General features: G+C 59.5%; 13 protein-coding genes. 4 read left to right on the top strand and 9 right to left on the bottom strand.

Annotated elements, in window-relative coordinates; translation table 11 throughout:
* Positions 1-182: 182 nt before the first annotated feature.
* The 8 genes from BLP23_RS18165 to BLP23_RS18130 form a co-directional block, all read right to left on the bottom strand.
* Positions 183-1505 (bottom strand): NAD(P)/FAD-dependent oxidoreductase, encoded by a 1323-nt coding sequence (locus BLP23_RS18165; protein ID WP_092586265.1) that lies wholly within the window; start codon positions 1503-1505, stop codon positions 183-185.
* 9 nt (positions 1506-1514) lie between these two features.
* A complete protein-coding gene (locus BLP23_RS18160) occupies positions 1515-2399 on the bottom strand; it encodes an ABC transporter permease (protein WP_092586264.1) in 885 nt (294 codons plus the stop codon).
* Between the two features lie 10 nt (positions 2400-2409).
* Positions 2410-3360: an ABC transporter permease gene (locus tag BLP23_RS18155; protein ID WP_092586263.1), complete on the bottom strand. Its 951-nt coding sequence runs from the start codon at positions 3358-3360 to the stop codon at positions 2410-2412.
* 101 nt (positions 3361-3461) lie between these two features.
* Positions 3462-5138, bottom strand: coding sequence for a peptide ABC transporter substrate-binding protein (locus tag BLP23_RS18150; protein ID WP_092586262.1), 1677 nt, complete (start codon positions 5136-5138; stop codon positions 3462-3464).
* Between the two features lie 85 nt (positions 5139-5223).
* A complete protein-coding gene (locus BLP23_RS18145; protein ID WP_092586261.1) occupies positions 5224-6555 on the bottom strand; it encodes an NAD(P)/FAD-dependent oxidoreductase in 1332 nt (443 codons plus the stop codon).
* Entirely contained in the window at positions 6556-7254 is a 699-nt protein-coding gene (locus BLP23_RS18140) for an SDR family NAD(P)-dependent oxidoreductase (protein ID WP_092586260.1), read from the bottom strand.
* 21 nt (positions 7255-7275) lie between these two features.
* Positions 7276-7761, bottom strand: a complete 486-nt coding sequence (locus tag BLP23_RS18135) for a MarR family winged helix-turn-helix transcriptional regulator (RefSeq protein WP_092586259.1) — start codon at positions 7759-7761, stop codon at positions 7276-7278.
* Positions 7762-8037: 276 nt separating this feature from the next.
* Positions 8038-9684, bottom strand: a complete 1647-nt coding sequence (locus BLP23_RS18130) for an ABC transporter ATP-binding protein (protein WP_092586258.1) — start codon at positions 9682-9684, stop codon at positions 8038-8040.
* Between the two features lie 638 nt (positions 9685-10322).
* On the opposite strand from BLP23_RS18130, the gene BLP23_RS34605 reads away from it, so the two are divergent.
* Positions 10323-10607: a hypothetical protein gene (locus BLP23_RS34605; protein WP_092586257.1), complete on the top strand. Its 285-nt coding sequence runs from the start codon at positions 10323-10325 to the stop codon at positions 10605-10607.
* A gap of 125 nt (positions 10608-10732) precedes the next feature.
* On the opposite strand, the gene traA is transcribed toward BLP23_RS34605, so the two are convergent.
* The gene (traA, locus tag BLP23_RS18120) at positions 10733-15346 is read right to left on the bottom strand and encodes a Ti-type conjugative transfer relaxase TraA (protein ID WP_092586256.1); all 4614 of its coding nucleotides are present in this window, start codon (positions 15344-15346) and stop codon (positions 10733-10735) included.
* Between the two features lie 221 nt (positions 15347-15567).
* Between traA and BLP23_RS18115 the strand changes: the two genes are divergently transcribed.
* From BLP23_RS18115 to traG, 3 genes are read left to right on the top strand one after another with little or no spacing between them, the layout of a single operon-like run.
* Positions 15568-15852 carry a TraC family protein gene (locus BLP23_RS18115; protein WP_092586255.1) on the top strand — a complete coding sequence of 95 codons (285 nt, stop codon included), beginning with the start codon at positions 15568-15570 and terminating at the stop codon, positions 15850-15852.
* On the top strand, positions 15842-16048 hold the full coding sequence (locus BLP23_RS18110) for a conjugal transfer protein TraD (RefSeq protein ID WP_092586254.1): 207 nt from the start codon (positions 15842-15844) through the stop codon (positions 16046-16048). Before BLP23_RS18115 ends, BLP23_RS18110 begins: the two co-directional genes overlap by 11 nt.
* Positions 16049-16059: 11 nt before the next feature.
* Positions 16060-17979, top strand: coding sequence for a Ti-type conjugative transfer system protein TraG (gene traG, locus BLP23_RS18105; protein ID WP_092586253.1), 1920 nt, complete (start codon positions 16060-16062; stop codon positions 17977-17979).
* Positions 17980-18109: the final 130 nt, after the last annotated feature.

Genomic DNA, 18109 nt, shown 5'->3' with positions numbered 1-18109 from the left:
TAGCACCCGGATTTTGCGGCCCGTGGCGCTTGGTCGGACACCGGGATTTTGACACCCGCGAGATCTGCCATCTCGATCAAGGCTCCAAGGGCCGCCATTAATTCCAGGGGCGCGCACAGGCAGACGGCCAGTAATTCGCCCTCAAATTGCCACTGCGCAAGCGGCTTGGCTCATGGTCCACATCAGGCGTGCGGAGGGAGGGGTACACCTGCGAGTTTGGCCTTGATCCAGTCTGAGACGCGATAGTAGCGCAGCATCAGTTGCGGACCGTAGCTCATATAGAAGGGCGCGACGGTCAACGGCTCAAGTTTCAGCGCCAGGTCCTGCGTGGGCACGCCTTTTGCCCATTCCGAAAGAATGCCGCCGAGCATACTGCCGGTGGGCACGCCGCGGCCGGAAAGGCCAGTGAGAGCCACGACACCAGGCGCCAGGTCATAGAGACGCGGGACGGTTTGGTATTGCATATCCAACTCACCGAACCAGAAATATTCCCAGCGGATATCCTGTTTGATCTGCGGGTGCAGCCATTTCAGCCGGTCGCTCATGACGGTGCGGGTATACTCCACGTCGCGGCCGCGCCGGCCCATGGGAAACATCGAGGCGACGATCCGCCCCTCGGCATTGTATTTGTAGACAAAGATATCGCCGCGTCCATCATGAATGGTCGTATTCTGCGGTAGGACCGACCTGCGCTCCTCATCGGAAAGCGGCTGTGTCGCCGCGACAAATACCTTCTGGATCTTGAATGTCTGGTCAAGCTTCGGCCAGCCGCCGACCGTGTATGCGCCGGTCGCAAAAATCACCTTATCGGCCAAGACCTTGCCCCTGTCCGTGCTGATCACCCAACCGCTGCCTTTCCGTTGGCATCCGGTGACGGGCGAATTCGTGTGGATTACGCCTCCTTCCTGGATCACCGCGCGGGCAAGCCCGCGGGAATAGCTGAGCGGGTTGAGATGCCCTGCTTCTTCATGCAGCCAACCGCCATAAAAACGTCGGCTGCCCGTTACGGTTTCGACCTCGTTTCGATCAAGAACGCGCGTTCGGGCACCCACGGCGTTATAGGTCCGAACCTTCTGCTCGATCGTCTTCATCATGGCGGGATGGGATGCCCCCATGACGTAGCCGTTCTGCTGCCATTCGCACTGGATCTGGTAGCGGTTTATCATATCGGAAACGCGGTCGTTGGCCCGGGTTTGGCGGACAATCAAACGCTCGGCCCAGGGCTCGCCGAGCATCTTGCGCAATTCCGGCAGGCTGTAATGAGTAAAGGTCGGGGTGCAATGTCCGGCATTGCGACCGGATCCCCCAAAGCCGATCTCTTCCCTTTCCAGAAGCACGACACGAGAGCCATCTTGGGCAAGTTCCAGTGCCGTCGTCAGCCCGGTATAACCACCACCGACGATGCAAACATCCGCGTCGACCGTTCCTTGCAGCCTCGTCGTGTCGGGAGCTGGCGTGGCGGTCGCATACCACAATGTTGTCTTGAAAGGAGAAAACGTGCGCATCGCCTCCTCTCAGCTAAGATCACTGCGGGCGTCGAGCGCGTCGCGCAGGCCATCGCCGATGAAGTTGAAGCTGGTGACGGCGAGCGTAATGGCGACGCCGGGCACGATCGCCAGCCAAGGCGCCCTATCGAGATATTGCTGCGCGCCGTTCAGCATATTGCCCCAGCTTGGCAGCGGCGGCTGTATGCCATAGCCGAGGAAGCTGACATAGGCTTCAAGCAGGATCGCACGGGCGACCGTCAGGGTTGCTGCGACAATGATCGGGCCAATGGCATTGGGCAGCAGTTCGCGGAACATGATCCAGCTGTTGGAAAGGCCGAGCATACGCGCCGCCAGCACGAAGTCGCGCTCGCGCAGCGAGCGCACCTCTGCCTCGACGATGCGGGAAATCTCCATCCAGCTCGTCACCGCGATGATGACCGTGATCATGAAAGGGCTCGGCTTGATGAAGGCCGCCAGCGCCAGAAGCAGAAAGATACTGGGAAAGGACAGGAAGGCGTCGACGAAGCGCATTAGCGCTGCGCCGACTCGTCCGCCATAATAGCCTGCACAGACGCCGATGACAGTACCGATCAAGGTGCTGAGCAACATCGCAAAGAAACCGACCAGCAGCGAAATACGGCCGGCCATGAACAGGCGCGCTGCGATATCGCGGCCCAGCGGATCGGTGCCGAAAATATGGTAGCCTGTCAGGGGCGGCGCAAAGCGGGCGCGCAGATCGATGTAGAGCTCGTCGTAGGGAAGGATAGAGGGACCGACAATGCAGGCGAGCGCCAAAACGGTAATCATCAGCAGTCCGAGCATCGCCAGCCGGTGACGGGCGAACCGGCGGAAGGTCCGGTTTTGCCACCAATGCGCTTTCGCAGAGCGGGAAATGGATAGGGTTGCGGACATGGTTTTTCTCCTAACCCAGCCGGATGCGCGGATCGACGAAAGCGACGAGAAGATCGGCAACAAGACTGCCGACCAGCACGAGGATGGCGGAAAACATCAAAAGACCCATGACGACAGGATAATCGTTATAGCCGAGACTATCGAGGAACAGCCGGCCCATACCCGGCCAGGTAAACACCGTTTCGGTGACCAGCGCGCCGCCGAGGATGGTTGGCAGCTGCAGGCCCGCAAGCGTGATCATCGGCAGCAACGCATTGCCAATCACGTGTTTCATCAGCACTCGTCGCTCCGAAAGCCCCTTGGCCTTTGCCGTGCGCACGAAATCCTGGTTGATGACGTCGAGCGTTGCAGTGCGCATGTAACGGCTCCAGACCGCCACGTTGACAAACGCCAGAACCACGGTCGGCATGATCAGGTGAATGGCATAGTCAGCGACCGAGCCGTCGCCGATCGTGTACATGTTCCCGGCCGGCAGCCATTTCAGCTTGAGGGAAAACAGGTAGATGGCGACAAGGCCGAACCAGAAAGTCGGGATCGACAGCGCCACCATAGCACCAATGGTGGCGGTATAATCGAAGATGGAATAGCGCTTTGTTGCCCCCTTGATCCCGACCCAGGTGCCGACAGCGATCGAAAGCACGGTCGAGGACCCCATCAACAGCAGCGTGGCAAAAAGGTGACCCATTATAATGCCGAGAACCGGCTGGCTGTCGCGGTAGGAGCGGCCCCAGTCGCCTTGCAAAAGGTGCCGCAGCCAGTCGAGATATTGTATTGGCAATGGCCGGTCGAGGCCCATCTGCTTAGCAATTCGGTCCAGCGCTTCTTGGGTCATTCCCGGTGTCAGCGCATATTGCGACAACGGACCACCGGGCGCCAGATTGAGAACTGCAAATCCGATCATGGACACCAGAAACAATAGGATCAGGCTTTGCCATAAACGGCCGAGAAGATAGCGCAGCATCGCAGTCTCTCCGATTGCTATTGTGGACATCAGTCAGGACGTCGAGACGCTTCGTTGGACCCTCCCCCGAAACGGGAGAGGGTTGCTCAAATGCAGGCGGCCTAGGAAGCCCAATACCAGCTTCCGACGTTCCAGCTGTCGATGCGCGTATTGACGTTCGGAACGACGCTTTCGGCACCGGTCTTGTGGCCGCGCACCTGCGCGTATTGGAAGACCGGCATGAAGGGCAGATCGGCGCGCATGATCTCCTGAATCTTGAGATAGATCTTCTTGCGCTCCTCCGGAACGAAGATTTGGCCACCTTCTGTTAGGAGTTTGTCGACCTCGGGATTCGAATACTGCCATGTATTCTGTCCGGCGCCACCCTTGGCGCCGATCGACGTCGATTTGAAATAGTCGGATGTATCGGGATCGGCGCCGGTCAAAAAGTCGATGCCGACGACGACGGAATCGAACTGCGACATCATCCAGTATTCGCCCCACATTACGGCGGGGGGCAGGTTGGAAATGGTCATTTCGACACCGATATCCTTGAACGACTGCTGCATGAACTGCTGCACCTGTTCGCGGATATGGTTTCCGGCAGTCGTCGAGTTGGAGAAGGAGAGCTTGACGCCATCCTTGGCGCGAATACCGTCGCTGCCCGGTACCCATCCGGCATCATCAAGGATCTTCTTGGCCTTTTCTGGATCGTATTCGTGCTTCGGCAGGTCGGGATTTGCATAGAAGGACTGCTGCGGCATGTAGCTTTCGGTCGGCGTCGGCAGGCCATAATACAGGGCGTCGATGATCGTTGCCTTGTCGAGCGCATGATAAAGCGCCTGACGAACTGCGAGATCCTTGAACTGTGCCTTCTCCATGTTGAAGGTGACGGATTCGACCGTAGACCCCGGCACGACGAGAACGGCCTTGCCTTCAAGCGCTTTGGCTTCTTCATAGTGGTCGGGCGTGATCCACTGCAGGCCCACCACGTCGATGTCGCCCGTCTTGAACTGCGTATAGAGAACCGTGAGATCCGGAATATACTTGTAGATCACGCGCTCAAGATATGGCCCGTCACCGAAATAGTCGGCATTGGCTTCGAGCGTGATGTGATCGCCGGCGACCCGCTCCACCCATTTGAACGGGCCTGTGCCGATTGGAGCAGCGTTGAAGGGCGCCGTGTTCTTGTCTTTTTCAGCGCCCAAAGCGTGTTTCGGCACGATGAAGGTCGACGCCAGGATCGACGGATAGGGTGCAAACGGCTTTTCCATTTTCCAGGTGATTTCGGTGGGTGAGACCACCGTCAACTCGCGCACCAGTTCATGCCCCGTCTTGCGCCAGCTGCGGAAATCCGGATCTACCAGGAGCTCCAACGTGAACTTGACGTCATCGGCGGTGAACGGCGTCCCATCATGCCATTTGACGTCCTCGCGGAGTTTAACTTTCCAGGAAAGGCCGTCAGCGGAGATGCCGCCGTTCTCGACACTCGGCACCTCCAGCGCCAACCCCGGCGTAAATTTGCCTTCGGGGGAAATAGCAAAGAGCGGATCGAAAAGGCTGAAATGAATGCCTTCATCGACTTCAATATGCGGCATATGCGGGTTGAAAACAGTCGGCTCCTGCGAAAAACCCACAATCATCTGTCCGGTGGGCTTGGCGGGAGGGGCGGCTGCGAATGCCCTGCCGTGGCCGAGAAGATTGGGTATGATCAAGCCGGATGCACCGGCCATCGCCATCATGGTCAGCGCCTGACGGCGCGTAGGATTGAGAATCGCACTCTTGGTTTCGTCAGACATCGGTCTGCTCCCTTTGCTGTTGCTCAGTCACTGTTCCACTTCGTTTTCTGCACGTTATGCGATCTGCCTTCTTTTTTTGGGCAGACTAGAAGCCGCTGATCAGCTCGATCTTCGAGCCATCGGAGAAGCGTGAAAAACGGAAATCCTTAGGGTCGACGACCGGCGGCCTGCCGGTAACGATATCGGCCATCAGCCGTCCGGCGGCCGGCCCGATGCCGAAGCCATGACCGGAAAAGCCGGTGGCTATATGGAAGCCCGGGATCCGATCAATCGCTGAAATGACCGGCACGGCATCCGGCGTCACGTCGATGTAGCCGGCCCAACGCTGGGCGATCTCCGCCTTCTCGAAGACCGGAAAGGCCTTCTTCAGGTTGGCGAGCGCTAGGTCGGAAAGCTTGGTTGCCGGCTTCGGGTCGAGCACGCGATTATATTCGAACGGGCTTGCCTCATTCATCGCCCAGCGGTTGGCGATGCGCGCCTCGTCGAAGAAGCGGCCTCCCAGACGGAACCTCAGCGAGCGCCACTCTTTGCCGAGCGCCGGCATGAAATCCTTGGCATAGCGGAAGGATTTCGGGACGATATCGACGACATTCTCATGACCCGATGCGATCGTGTAGCCGCCATCCTGGCGTTTGCGCACAGCAAACCCCTTGGACCAGATGGCCTGTTCCGGCCCGCCTTCCAAGGGGCTGGTGCGCAGCACCGAATTCATCACCTTCAATTGCGGCAGGTTGATACCGAGATTACCGGAAAACAGGCTCGACCAGGCGCCGCCGGCCAGCACGACGGCAGAGCAGGCAATCGAACCACGCTCGGTGATGACACCCGATATCTTGCCGCCCGATGTTTCAATGCCGCGGGCTGCGCATTCCGTCAGAATAGTAGCACCCCTGTCACGCGCAGCTTCAGCGACCGCCGGAGCCGCTTTCTGTGGCTCGGCACGACCGTCGGCGGTGGTGTAGAGCGCGCCCTTGATGTCCATGTTCGCATTCGGGAACATAGCCTTGAACTCGGTGCCGCTGAGCATCCGTGAGTCGAGTTGATAACCCTCCAGATTGCGCTTCCAGCGCTCATGATCTTCAAATTCCTGATCGTTGGCACAGGTGAACATGATGCCGGCGCGGGTATAGCCGGTGGCGCGGCCGGTTCTTTGATCGAGGCTGCTCCAGATCCGCAACGCCTCCGCCATCAGCGGCACTTCGCGCGGATCGCGCCGGGAAATGCGCACCCAGCCCCAGTTGCGGCTCGACTGCTCATGCCCGATGCCGCCCTTTTCGCACAGCGCGACCCGCAGGCCCCTTTCGGCCAGTTCGAGTGCCGTCGAGGTGCCGATAATGCCGCCGCCGATGACGACGACATCGACTTCCTTGGGCAGGTCAGCATCCCCGTGGACAGGAACAACGTAAGGTCCCGGCATTCAGTATGACTCCTCAAGCAGGCAATTGATGGTGAATTCAGCGACGCTCGCCTCATTCGGCAGGTCCAGCAGCATGGCGATGATACGGGCGAGATCACGCGGATCGGTCATCTGGTCATCGGCGCGGCTGGTGATGCCGCGCGCCATATCCGTGGCAACGAACCCCGGGCAGACGGCGGTGGCGCGAATGCCGAAATCCCAGCCCGTGTGGCGGATGCCATGCGCAAGTGCAATTGCGGCGAACTTGGACATCGAATAAAGTCCGGCAGTGGCACTCTTCACACGCTTGCCGGAGAGGGAGCCGAGAATGATGACCCGACCGCGGCCGCTGGCTGCAAGCTGTTCCCAAGCCGCCTTGGCAAGCCGGCGCGGTGCCTTGACGTTGACCGTCATGGTTCGGTCGATGTCGTCTTCGTCTGCCTCGATGACTGTTTTTGGGATCATGATGCCCGCATTCGCAATGATGGCGTCGATGCGGCCGAACGTGGCGATGGAGGCTTCGACCCAGGATTTCTCACCTTCAGGATCATAGGCATCGTACGGAAAGACGATTGCCGTGGCCGAATCTGCCCAATCCGGCTGAATAGGCCTGCGCATGCCGAGCGACACGCACCATCCCTGACTGTTCAGCAGCCGGGCCGTCTCCGCGCCAATGCCACGATTGGCTCCCGAAATTAATACGACACGTTTTGCCGGCATGGCACGATCTCCGAAAGCGGTTTACGGCAGGCCGGCGATCCGCCGGTAGGCCCTGCGCAGGATATCCATCAGCAAGCGTTGCTCGTCTTCGGGAATGAAGGCGAAAAAATCCTTTGATTGCTGGGTGACGAGGGCTCGCACCTGTACGGCCAATTGCGCGCCCTTCTCGGTGATATAAAGCTCTTGCGCACGGTTATCGTCGACCGACGTTTCGCGCGTTAAAAGCCCGTGATTTTCCATCTGATCGACAAGCCGACCCATCGCGGATCGATCCTTGAGAATAAGCTGCGCAATGACAGACGGGCGGATCCCCGGGTGGCTATCGACCATCAGCAAAGTGGTAATTTTCCCCGTACCGCGGGCGACATCACAGCCCTCCAGCCGCTCGTCGAGATCGCGTGACACCGCCAGATTGACGGTACGGATATAGAAGCTGAGTGTATCTTCCAGCACATCGAGATCGATGTCGCCGATCGATATGGGTGGTGTTTTCTTTGGCTCGAGCACGGCACTAACGCTCCGAAAAACAAAAGGATAGCGTCCTGTTTTCCGGTAAGGAAACAGGTGTGTCAGTCTAATCTCCAGCGGTGTCAGGCGTCGTTTCGGCGGTGATGATTTGCTAGATAGTGGACAATTGCAACTATTTTTTCTGATGCTTCGACGCTAATTTGTTCACGGCCAAAGAATGCCTATCGGATAGGCGAATAGACCATGAAGATGAGGCAAAAACGACAAAACTGCCTTGCTTTTCAGCAGGACGGTTTAGTTACGCTTTCGAAATTGTCAGGCGGCGGGCTCCCACTCGCTGCCGGGGATCGCCGAGACGAGCTTGCGGGTATAATCGTGATGAGGTGCGCGGAAGATCTGCGAGGGCCGGCCGTATTCGACGATCTCGCCCTTGTACATGACGGCAACTTCGTCGCAGATCTGGCTGGCTACCCGCAGATCGTGCGTGATGAAGATCATCGCCACCTTGGTCTCCTTCTGGATCTTGGTCAGCAGCTGCAGAATCTGTGCCTGGATCGACACATCGAGGGCCGATACCGCTTCGTCGGCCACTAGCAGTAGCGGGTCAAACATCAGCGCCCGGGCAATACCGATCCGCTGGCGCTGGCCACCGGAGAACTCATGCGGGAAGCGGTCATAGGCACCTTCGTCCAATCCTACCAGCTTGAGCGTCCGAAGCGCTTTTGCCTTTGCCTCATGCAGCGAGACGCCATGAGCGATCGGTCCGACGGTCAGAACTTTGCCGATCGTGTGGCGCGGGTTGAGCGAGGCGAATGGATCTTGGAAGATCATTTGGATATAGGGGCGCGTCGACCGGAAGTCATTGCTCGACATGGGCGCGATATCCCGACCGTCGAACAGTATCTCGCCGTCATCGCAGTCCATCAGCTTGAGCAGAACGCGGCCGAGCGACGACTTGCCGGAGCCGGATTCCCCGACGACGCCGAGCGTTCGGCCCTTGCGGATCGAAAAGCTGACATTGTTGACCGCTTTGACCGTTCGGCTCCTGGAAAAGAACCCTCCCGACGTGTGGTAGGTTTTGCTCAGGTTCGCGACTTCCAGCACCATCGGCGTATCGGCGGTACCTTCGCGGTCGTTAGCCCTCATGCGTGGCACGGCAGCGATTAGGCGTTTCGTGTAGGGGTGTTCCGGCGTATTGAGCACAACATTGGCCGGCCCCGCCTCGACGAGGCTGCCTTTTTCCATGACAATGACGCGGTCGGCAACCTCGGCGACGACACCGAAATCATGGGTAATGAACATGACGCTCATGTTCTTGCGACGCTGGATCTTGCGGATCAATTCCAGAATCTGCGCCTGTGTCGTCACGTCCAGAGCCGTAGTCGGCTCGTCGGCAATCAGCACGTCTGGGTCGAGTGCCAGCGCCATCGCGATCATGACGCGCTGCCGCTGACCACCCGACAGACGGAAGGGATATTGATGTTGCAGCAGCGCCGGATCAGGCAGGCCCACCTCATCGAGCAACTCGAGGATCTTGATGGCACGGCTTTCTCGCGTGCCGATCTTGTGGGCCTCCATCACCTCGGCGATCTGGTCGCCGATTGTCATCAGCGGATTGAGCGCCGAGAGCGGATCCTGAAAGATAATGGAAACAGCGCGGCCACGCAGGGTGCGCAAGCTCTCTTCTTCCGTTTGTACAAGATCCATCCCTTTAAAAAAGATGTTACCACCGGTTACGGCGATCGCCGATGGTAGCAAACCCATGATGGCGTTGGCTGTCACGGATTTTCCCGAGCCGGATTCGCCAATGATGCAGAGAATTTCTCCCTGTCTCAGGTCAAAGGAGATATCGCGCACAGCATGCGTCCGCTCCATGTTTTTGGGTAGGCTAACCGTCAATCCCCTGACTGATAACACCACGCCTTCGGCAGTTTCGCTTTGGACAGTTTCGGTCTGCTGCATGGCGAATTCCTTTTCTCGTGAGTGATCATGAAACAACAAGCAAGAATGGTGCCGAGCCGTTTTAAACCGGATCATTTTTCCGCATTTCAACAATCAATGACAGTGCGAGACATCATTTTTCCGCCTGCCACTGCGTGATCAGGACTTCCAGGACAGTCACAGCCTGCGCGATCTCTAAATGGCGGCAAACATAAGGAGCAGCGCCGTCGAGCAGTCGCGTCGCTTTTTGATTGGTGGAATAGCTGGCTGCTGCGACGCATCGTCACGATGCCACCGTGGCGACACCCATGCTTGCGCTATCACGAGTGCTCCATAAGCCCGTCGAAGTTTCCGAGATGAAGGCTCGTCGACCCTGCGCAGGCCTCCGGTCCTGAAACAGAATTCCGGAGGGTCGCTGTCCGTCGATATATTGACAACCCCTGAGCCACCAAATCGAACCACCCCTTCTTCCCACACTGCCTTGCCTCAGGGCCGTTGAACGACGGTCGAGTACTCACGGCCCGGAGTTATATGATCCGGACGCCGCCTATCGTGCCAGGTGTTGAGCGATAAATTCGGTACGGGCGATGCCGCTTACCAGACCCCTGGAACCAAAAGCGCGTCACGACATTCTCTTTCCACGGAACAAGGAGATCCAAATGACGTACAATCCTAAAAACTCAAACCGTGATCCTGACCTTAGGACCACACCGGTTGATTATCGCCGCACGAATTGGGTCGCATGGATTGCAGCGGTAGGATTGATTGCGATTGGCGCTTTCGCTCTCACCCAGTGGTCTAGCGGACCCGACACCGATCCAGAGACCACAGCTTCGACCAGCAATTCCGAACCCGCGCTGGCTCCACCAACCCCGGCCGCGCCGACAGACAATAATGCCGCGCCTGCTCCCGTCGCGCCGCCTGCAGGCACGACGCAACAGTAAGATTGAACTTGCCGTGGTCGGGCGCCACTTCCGACGGGTCAAAGCGACGACGCATAATGCGCGTCATAGCCACCGCAAATGCCTTGTGCCGAGCCATTGGCTTGCCGGGCATACGTTTTCGCGCGCTATTGAGTGAGACCGCGCCCACGGCCGATTGCCTGGGCCTGGCGATCGGCCAGGATCTTCTGGCTGCTTTCGATCCGGACGGCCCGCTGCAAGACCTTGAGCGAGGTCCGCATCGCGTCAAATGCCTTTCGGTCGGCCGGTGGCACCATGTTGAGGGCGCCCTTCTCATCGCGCCCGATGGCGCCGGGCCCGAAGCGGGCATCGAGTGCCTTGCTCACCGCAGCGAACTCGTCGCGGACCTTCGGATCAAGCGCCCTTATCAGTCCGGTAAACGCCCGGGGGTTCTTCGCGGCCGCTAAGGTGACACGCATGAGATCATCGCGCGCGCCCCTGCTCAATCCCGGAATGGCTATGCCCATGCGTCGCCGTTCTTCGCCGAGCGTGCGGAGAGCCGCATCGAATGCCTTCGAGTAAGCCGAAGCAAGGGCGGTCAGGCAATTGGCAGCCTCCGGAAGCACTTGCAGCGCATCCCTGCGCTCTCGCCCGGAAGCAAGCAGCCGGTCGATCACGCGGTCCGAACCGCGTAGCGCTCCGTAAGCTCCGGGATCGCCGGCGACGGCTGCAGCGATGCGATCCGCCACGATACCCTTTGTGATTAGCGCCTCGATTGTCGTCACCGCTGCAGCCGGATCACGCCAGATGCTGATCGCCGCTTCCGCAAGGGCTGCACGGCGCTGCTGGTAATACGGCGTCGACATGGCTGTTGCTTTCGCCTCCTCCTCAATCGGCGCCTTGAATTCTGTGACCGCGGCAAGGAGCGGCGGCGCCTTCGATCTCTCCGGATCAAAGGCAGCCGCGGCGACAATCCGCGAGCGATCCTGGCGTTCGGCCTGATGCTGCGCTTCGGCAAACCGCTTCACAGCCGTGAAAAGCTTCACCAGCCCCTCGCGCTTTTCTTGCCCCAAATCCTCCGGCATGCGCTCCATGGCGTTGCGCTCGACATGCTCGTTCGCCTTATCGGTAAAGGCACTCCGGCCGAAGCGAACTGTCAGTGCCTGGCTCACCGCCTTGATTTCCTGGATGATAGAACGATCCTCGGCGGCGAACAAAAACGCCGTCTTGTAAGCCTCCTCCCCACCTGCTTGTCGGATGGCCCCGATCTCGCTGAGACGCGCATGAGCGGCCATTGATAGCGCCGGAACCGAAAACGACATATGCGTGCGGCGCACCCGTTCGCGGGCGGCGAAGCGTTCGGCGTTCTTCCGGAACGCCGCAGTATGGGCCTGCACCAGCGGCTTTAATTCAGCAAGTGCGGCATTCGCGGCATTGCGCTCGTCACGTGCCGCCCGCCCATCGACCAAGCGGTCCGAGCCGCGCAGACGTCCGAGCGTGGCCGGCGCACGCGTAATGTCCTCGGCAAGCCGCGAGGGCATGGCGTTAACGCGTGAAGCTCGGTCGTTCAGCATGGCAAGCGCCTTGCCCGGATCGACAAAGATCTTCCCAAGCTGCGCGCGAAGGATCGCTTCGCGTTCCTGACAGCCCCGTGAAGCCAGTTGCGCCAGACGCGCATCCTCGTCCACGCTCCTTGAGAAAGACGTCACAGGTGCCAGAAGATACCGCATGTCCTCGACACTGGTCTGCTCTACCGATGGGGCCCGGACCCGGTCATCATAAGCGATGTGCCGCTCGCGCTCGATCGCAAAGCCTAGGGCGACGTTTGCCCGTTCCCACAGCACCGCCAGTTCCTTCTTCACTCGGGCAAGTCGGGCCAGCTGGCGGGCAACGTAGTCTTCTATCCCGGCGGCGATCTCCGCGACATCACTAATCCCGCGGCGTCGTGCGAAATCACTAGCAAAAGCCTGGTAGCCGGCCTCATCTTCGAAATCGAGCGTGGTGGTCTTGGCCCCGGAGCGCGATAACCGTTCGACGAGCTGATCGAACAGTTCCGGCCGATGGCGTTCCCGCTCGATCCGCTGCTGCCTGGCCACAGCGGCTTCGACCTGTCGGGCTGTCCAGACATTGCGATCCACTTCCCTTTCCTCGAGACGTTTCCGCCCGGTTTCCTCGTCGATGACTGGAACCTGAACCTTGACTTTCTCGACCCCGTCCTTGCGCAGAGTAACCGTGTCCCCGACGTCGACCCCACTTTCCCGCAGTGCCCTCGGCAGGCTCACACCCCAGAGCCTATGCGTAACCCCGTCATCCGTTTTGACGTCGGCGTAGGGGCTCGGATCGACGTCCTTGCCCTCGCGGAATTGTGCCCCACCGACACCGATAAGCTCCCCGGTGATGCCGGCGGCATGATCGACCCGGCTCATCCTGCCCCATTCCGGTTTTGCCTCAAAATCTTCCTTGGCCGCGTAGAGATCGGCACGGTGGCGATGGCGGGTCATCGACACATAGGTCAGATGCTGATCCATCATGCCGGTCGCGAGAACGAACGTGCGGTCGACCGTGGCGCCCTGCGATTTGTGGATCGTCGCGGCATAACCGTGATCGACATTGCGGTAGCTGTCCTCACTGAAGATGACATCGCGGCCATTGTCGAGGTGCACTGAAATCAGTATCCGGCCGCGTTTGTCGGTCGTCGAAACGACCGTGCCCAACATGCCGTTCTTGACATATTGGGCATCGGGATGCTCGGCGCGCGGCTCGAAGAAACGGGCGTTTTTGAGGAAGATGATGCGGTCGCCACTGGCAAACTCGCGCGTACCGCGTTCGGTCTGGAAGACATGACTGTCACCGAGTGCGCCCTCGGCCGTCATCACGGTCCTTAATGCGTCGTTCAGGCGCTTCACATCCACGTTGGTGTGAGCGAGAACGAGTAGTTCGTCGCCACGCAAACGGCCGGGACTTTCTTCATCGGCGGATTTCTGAAGCAGCTCACGACGAGCATCGGTCCAGTCGGAAACGATGCGTCTGATGGCTTCCTCCCGGGTCTCTGCTTCGACAAGATGGCCCCGCTTCACGTAAGCGTCTAGACCCTGTTCGACTTCGCGACGCGCAAACAGTCGGGACGCGTCGCGTGCCCATTGCTCGCTCTGGCGGCGCACGCCAGAAAGCTCGGCAAAGCCGATCCGCTCCGTGATTGCCCGAAACGCTGCACCTGCCTGGATCGGCTGGAGCTGCATGGCGTCACCGACCAGGACGACTTTTGCGCCTGACTCTTCCACAACCTTCAGGACGCGCGCCATTTGCTTCGACGACACCATGCCGGCTTCGTCGACCACCAGCACGTCGCCGCGCCCGAGCCTGTCGCGACCGTCGGCCCAAGCAAGTTCCCAGGATGCGAGCGTCCGCGACTTGATGCCGGAACTGTCTTCCAGGCCTTCGGCAGCCTTTCCAGCAAGCGCAGCACCGATCACCCTGCGACCTTCGCTTTCCCAGCCGAGGCGCGCGGCATCGAGCAATGTAGATTTGCCCGCACCAGCCAGGCCGACGACGGCAGCAATGGCACTGTCGCCTGTCACATGCCGGACAGCATCCACGTGCTCCGCATCGAAGCGGAAGCGCCTTTGCGGATCACGCATCTCACCGCTTCTGATCGCCTCAGTGATCCGCCGATCGTCGACGGCGTGCCCGGAGCGCTCCGCGAGAATCCGGGCCGACTGCGCCATGTCATATTCGCTGCGCAGGATGTCTCGCGTGGTGAAGATTGCCGGCTCTGCAGCTTTTCCTGTTTGCGGATCGAACAGCTGCGCCTTCAGCGTGACGAGATCGTTCGATGTCATCAGCCGGGAACGAATATTGGCAAAATCAACCGGATCGTCGACATAGCGGTTGAGCGCTCGGGCGATATCGCGCTCATCAAAGGTCGAGCGCTCATTGGCAAGCTGCTTCAACAGGAGTTCGGGATCCGCAAACAGGCGATCAATTATTTTCTGCCGCCGGGCAAGCTCCGCCGGCGCGAAGAACACCCCCTTGCCCTCGCGTACCAATGCCGCTTTTGCCGGACCGAGACATTTCTGTGCGATACCGTCCAGCCCCTGTTCGGCATACGAGCGGCCGTCGAGCCGGATCTCATGACCGGCGAGTGCCAGATGCCGATTGGCCGTGTCCGCCCAGGCCATTTTCCACGCCTTCATCGTTTCCCGATCGCCGGCCCACGACCGATAGACAATCTTGCCCTTCGGCTGGTCCGGCGTGACGACGCGCAGGGGCTCACCGTCTGCTCCTATTACCACCACCTTCTTCGGCCCGAAGCCCTCTTCCGTCAAAGGACGGAGCGTCATCATCAGGTGGATATGAGGATTGCCATCCTTGTCGTGATAGACCCAGTCTGCAACCATTCCTTTTGAGGTGAGGTTGTCGCGGACGAATTCGCGCACGAGGGCGATGCTCTCATTACGCATCAGTTCTTCCGGCAGAGCAATCATCAGTTCGCGCGCAAGCTGCGCGTTGACCTGCTTCTCGAAGGCCTCGACGGCGTTCCAGAGCACCTCGCTGGCGCCGGCGACCGAGCGTCCGTCGATCGCCTTGCGCAGCCACGCCGGCGCCTCATCCGGGAGGGCCAGCTCCTCATGCACCAGTTCCGACAAAACGCCGCGACGGCTGAACGTCGTGCCGACCTGCTTATCGCTCATTTTCGCGCGATGGCGATAGGCGGCGGCCGAGACGATGCTGCGTCCCGCTCCCCTGCTGATCACCTGCGCTCTGACGAACATGATCGCCACGACCGTCTCCCGACCTTCCGAGTACGTCGCTCAAGCGACGCATGTTGACGCCTTCAAACCGATCGGCCCGAGTGGGCGATGCCGCTTTTCCGGAAGTCGGCGAGCGGCGGGAATTCCGCTTGAGATTGCTTTGTCCTGTGTAAGCTAGCCTATTTAACTATCTTATTCTAGTGTGTATAAATACGAGGATCATAGTGACTGAACACAATGGAGCGTCATCAATGGCAACAAAACTGTCGATTTCCGAACTCGACGCGCAGATCGAGAAGCTGAAGGAACGCAGAAAATTATTGATAGTAAAATCCGCCGAGCGGTTTGCTCACGCCGCGACGAAGGCGGGCCTGGCAGAGATGGAGTTATCCGACGGAGAGCTCGATGGGATTGTCGCCGAGATCGCGGCGCGATTTCAAAAGAAAACAAAGGACACAGCCGGCGCATCCCCTCAACCGTATCGACCGGAGGCTGGCCGGCCTGGAACGCCGGAGGCGGTTTCACATGACGGCTGAGCGCAAGCGCGAGGCGCGGGAGAAAATCCTCCTCGGCGGAATCGTCGTCAGGGCCGGTCTATCGAATGCTGACCGGGCGTTCCTGCTCGGCGGCCTGCTCGAACTGGCCCGGACCGTTCCGGGTTCTTCGGAACATCAGCGGCTGCGCGACATCGGCAAAGAGGCGTTCAAGACCTCTTCTCTGGATGCCGTTTAGGAGAGAGCGGAATGGCAATGAAGCATCGATTGCATCCGAGCCTTCTGCTTGTTCTCGTCCCTCTCGCCGTTACCGCCTTTGCCGTCTACGTGACCGGCTGGCGATGGCCAGGATTGGCAGCTGGCATGTCAGGCAAGGCGCAATACTGGTTCCTGCGGTCAACACCCGTGCCGGCACTTTCGCTCGGGCCTCTTGCAGGGCTTCTGACGGTCTGGCCCTTGCCGTTACATCGACGACGGCCGATCGCGATCGCAAGCTTTCTTAGCTTTCTCGTCGTTGCCGGCTTCTACGCCTTGCGGGAATATGGACGCCTAGCTCCCTCCGTCGAGCGCGGCATCATCGCCTGGGACGAGGCGCTAAATTATCTCGACGCATTCGCCGTGGTTGGATCGTTTCTCGGCTTTCTGATTGTTGCGGTGTCGGCACGCATCTCCGTCGTCGTCGCCGATCCGGTCAAACGAGCCAAGGATGGAGCCTTCGGCGACGCCGACTGGCTCTCGATGCGTGCGGCCGCAAGACTTTTCCCGCCTGATGGCGAAATCGTCGTCGGCGAGCGTTATCGCGTCGATCGCGAACTCGTACATAAGCTCTCCTTCGACCCGAACGATCGTTCGACGTGGGGACAAGGCGGCAGGGCGCCGCTCCTGACCTATCAGCAGGATTTTGACTCCACGCATATGTTGTTCTTTGCCGGCTCCGGCGGGTTCAAGACAACCAGCAATGTCGTGCCGACGGCACTTCGATATTCCGGTCCGCTCATCTGCCTCGACCCGTCGACAGAAGTTGCGCCCATGGTGGTCGAGTACCGCAGGCGTGTTCTCGGCCGTGACGTGATTGTGCTCGATCCTGCCGATCCGGCAACCGGCTTCGACGTCCTCGACGGCATTGAAACGTCGACTCGCAAGGAAGAGGACATCGTTGGCATCGCACATATGCTGTTGTCGGAAAGCGCACGTTTCGAATCTTCAAGCGGCGCCTACTTCCAGAACCAGGCGCACAATCTGCTGACCGGCCTGCTTGCACATGTGATGCTCTCGCCAGAATATTCCGGAAGGCGAACACTGCGCAGTTTGCGCCAGATCGTTTCCGAGCCGGAGCCATCGGTACTCGCCATGCTGCGCGACGTTCAGGAGAACTCAGGGTCCGCCTTCATTCGCGAAACCCTCGGCGTTTTCACCAACATGACGGAGCAGACGTTTTCCGGCGTCTACTCGACGGCATCGAAGGACACGCAGTGGCTGTCGCTCGCCAGTTACGCCGGTCTCGTCTGCGGCAACGCCTTCAGATCCCGCGATATCGTCTCTGGCAAAAAGGATGTGTTCCTCAACATCCCGGCTGCCATCCTGCGCTCTTATCCAGGTATCGGAAGGGTGATCATCGGCTCGCTGATCAAGGCCATGGTGCAGGCCGATGGCGCATTCGACCGCCGCACATTGTTCATGCTCGATGAGGTTGACCTCCTCGGCTACATGCGCGTGCTGGAAGAAGCCCGCGACCGTGGCCGCAAATACGGAATCTCGCTGATGCTCATGTACCAGTCGGTTGGACAGTTGGAACGACACTTCGGCAAGGACGGAGCTACCTCATGGATCGACGGTTGCGCGTTTGCCTCCTATGCCGCAGTCAAGGCACTCGACACCGCTCGTAGCGTCTCGGCCCAATGCGGGGAAATGACCGTCGAGGTAAGGGGGCGGTCGCGCAATGTCGGCTGGAGCAGTTCAACCCTGGGATCTCGCCAATCGGAGAGCGTGAGTTTTCAGCGAAGGCCGCTGATCATGCCGCACGAGATTACGCAGTCGATGCGAAAGGACGAACAGATCGTTATCGTCCAAGGCCAAAGTCCGATCCGCTGCGGGCGAGCGATCTATTTTCGGCGCAAGGACATGAATGAAGCGGCCAAGGCCAACCGTTTCGTCAAAACCAACCTCTGACCGGTAAGCGATATCGTCAGATGGCCAAGGATTGCCTGGATGCGTTTAGCTTCTGACTGCGAGGCTCCGAGTGCTCCCGCCTCGGAGCCGACCACCTGAAGCGAAAAAAGTCGGAGAACTGTTGCAACGC

Source organism: Rhizobium mongolense subsp. loessense, from assembly GCF_900099775.1.
GTDB lineage: Bacteria > Pseudomonadota > Alphaproteobacteria > Rhizobiales > Rhizobiaceae > Rhizobium > Rhizobium loessense.
Note: the sequence above shows the minus strand (reverse complement) of the source record. Positions and strands in the feature narration are given on the sequence as shown.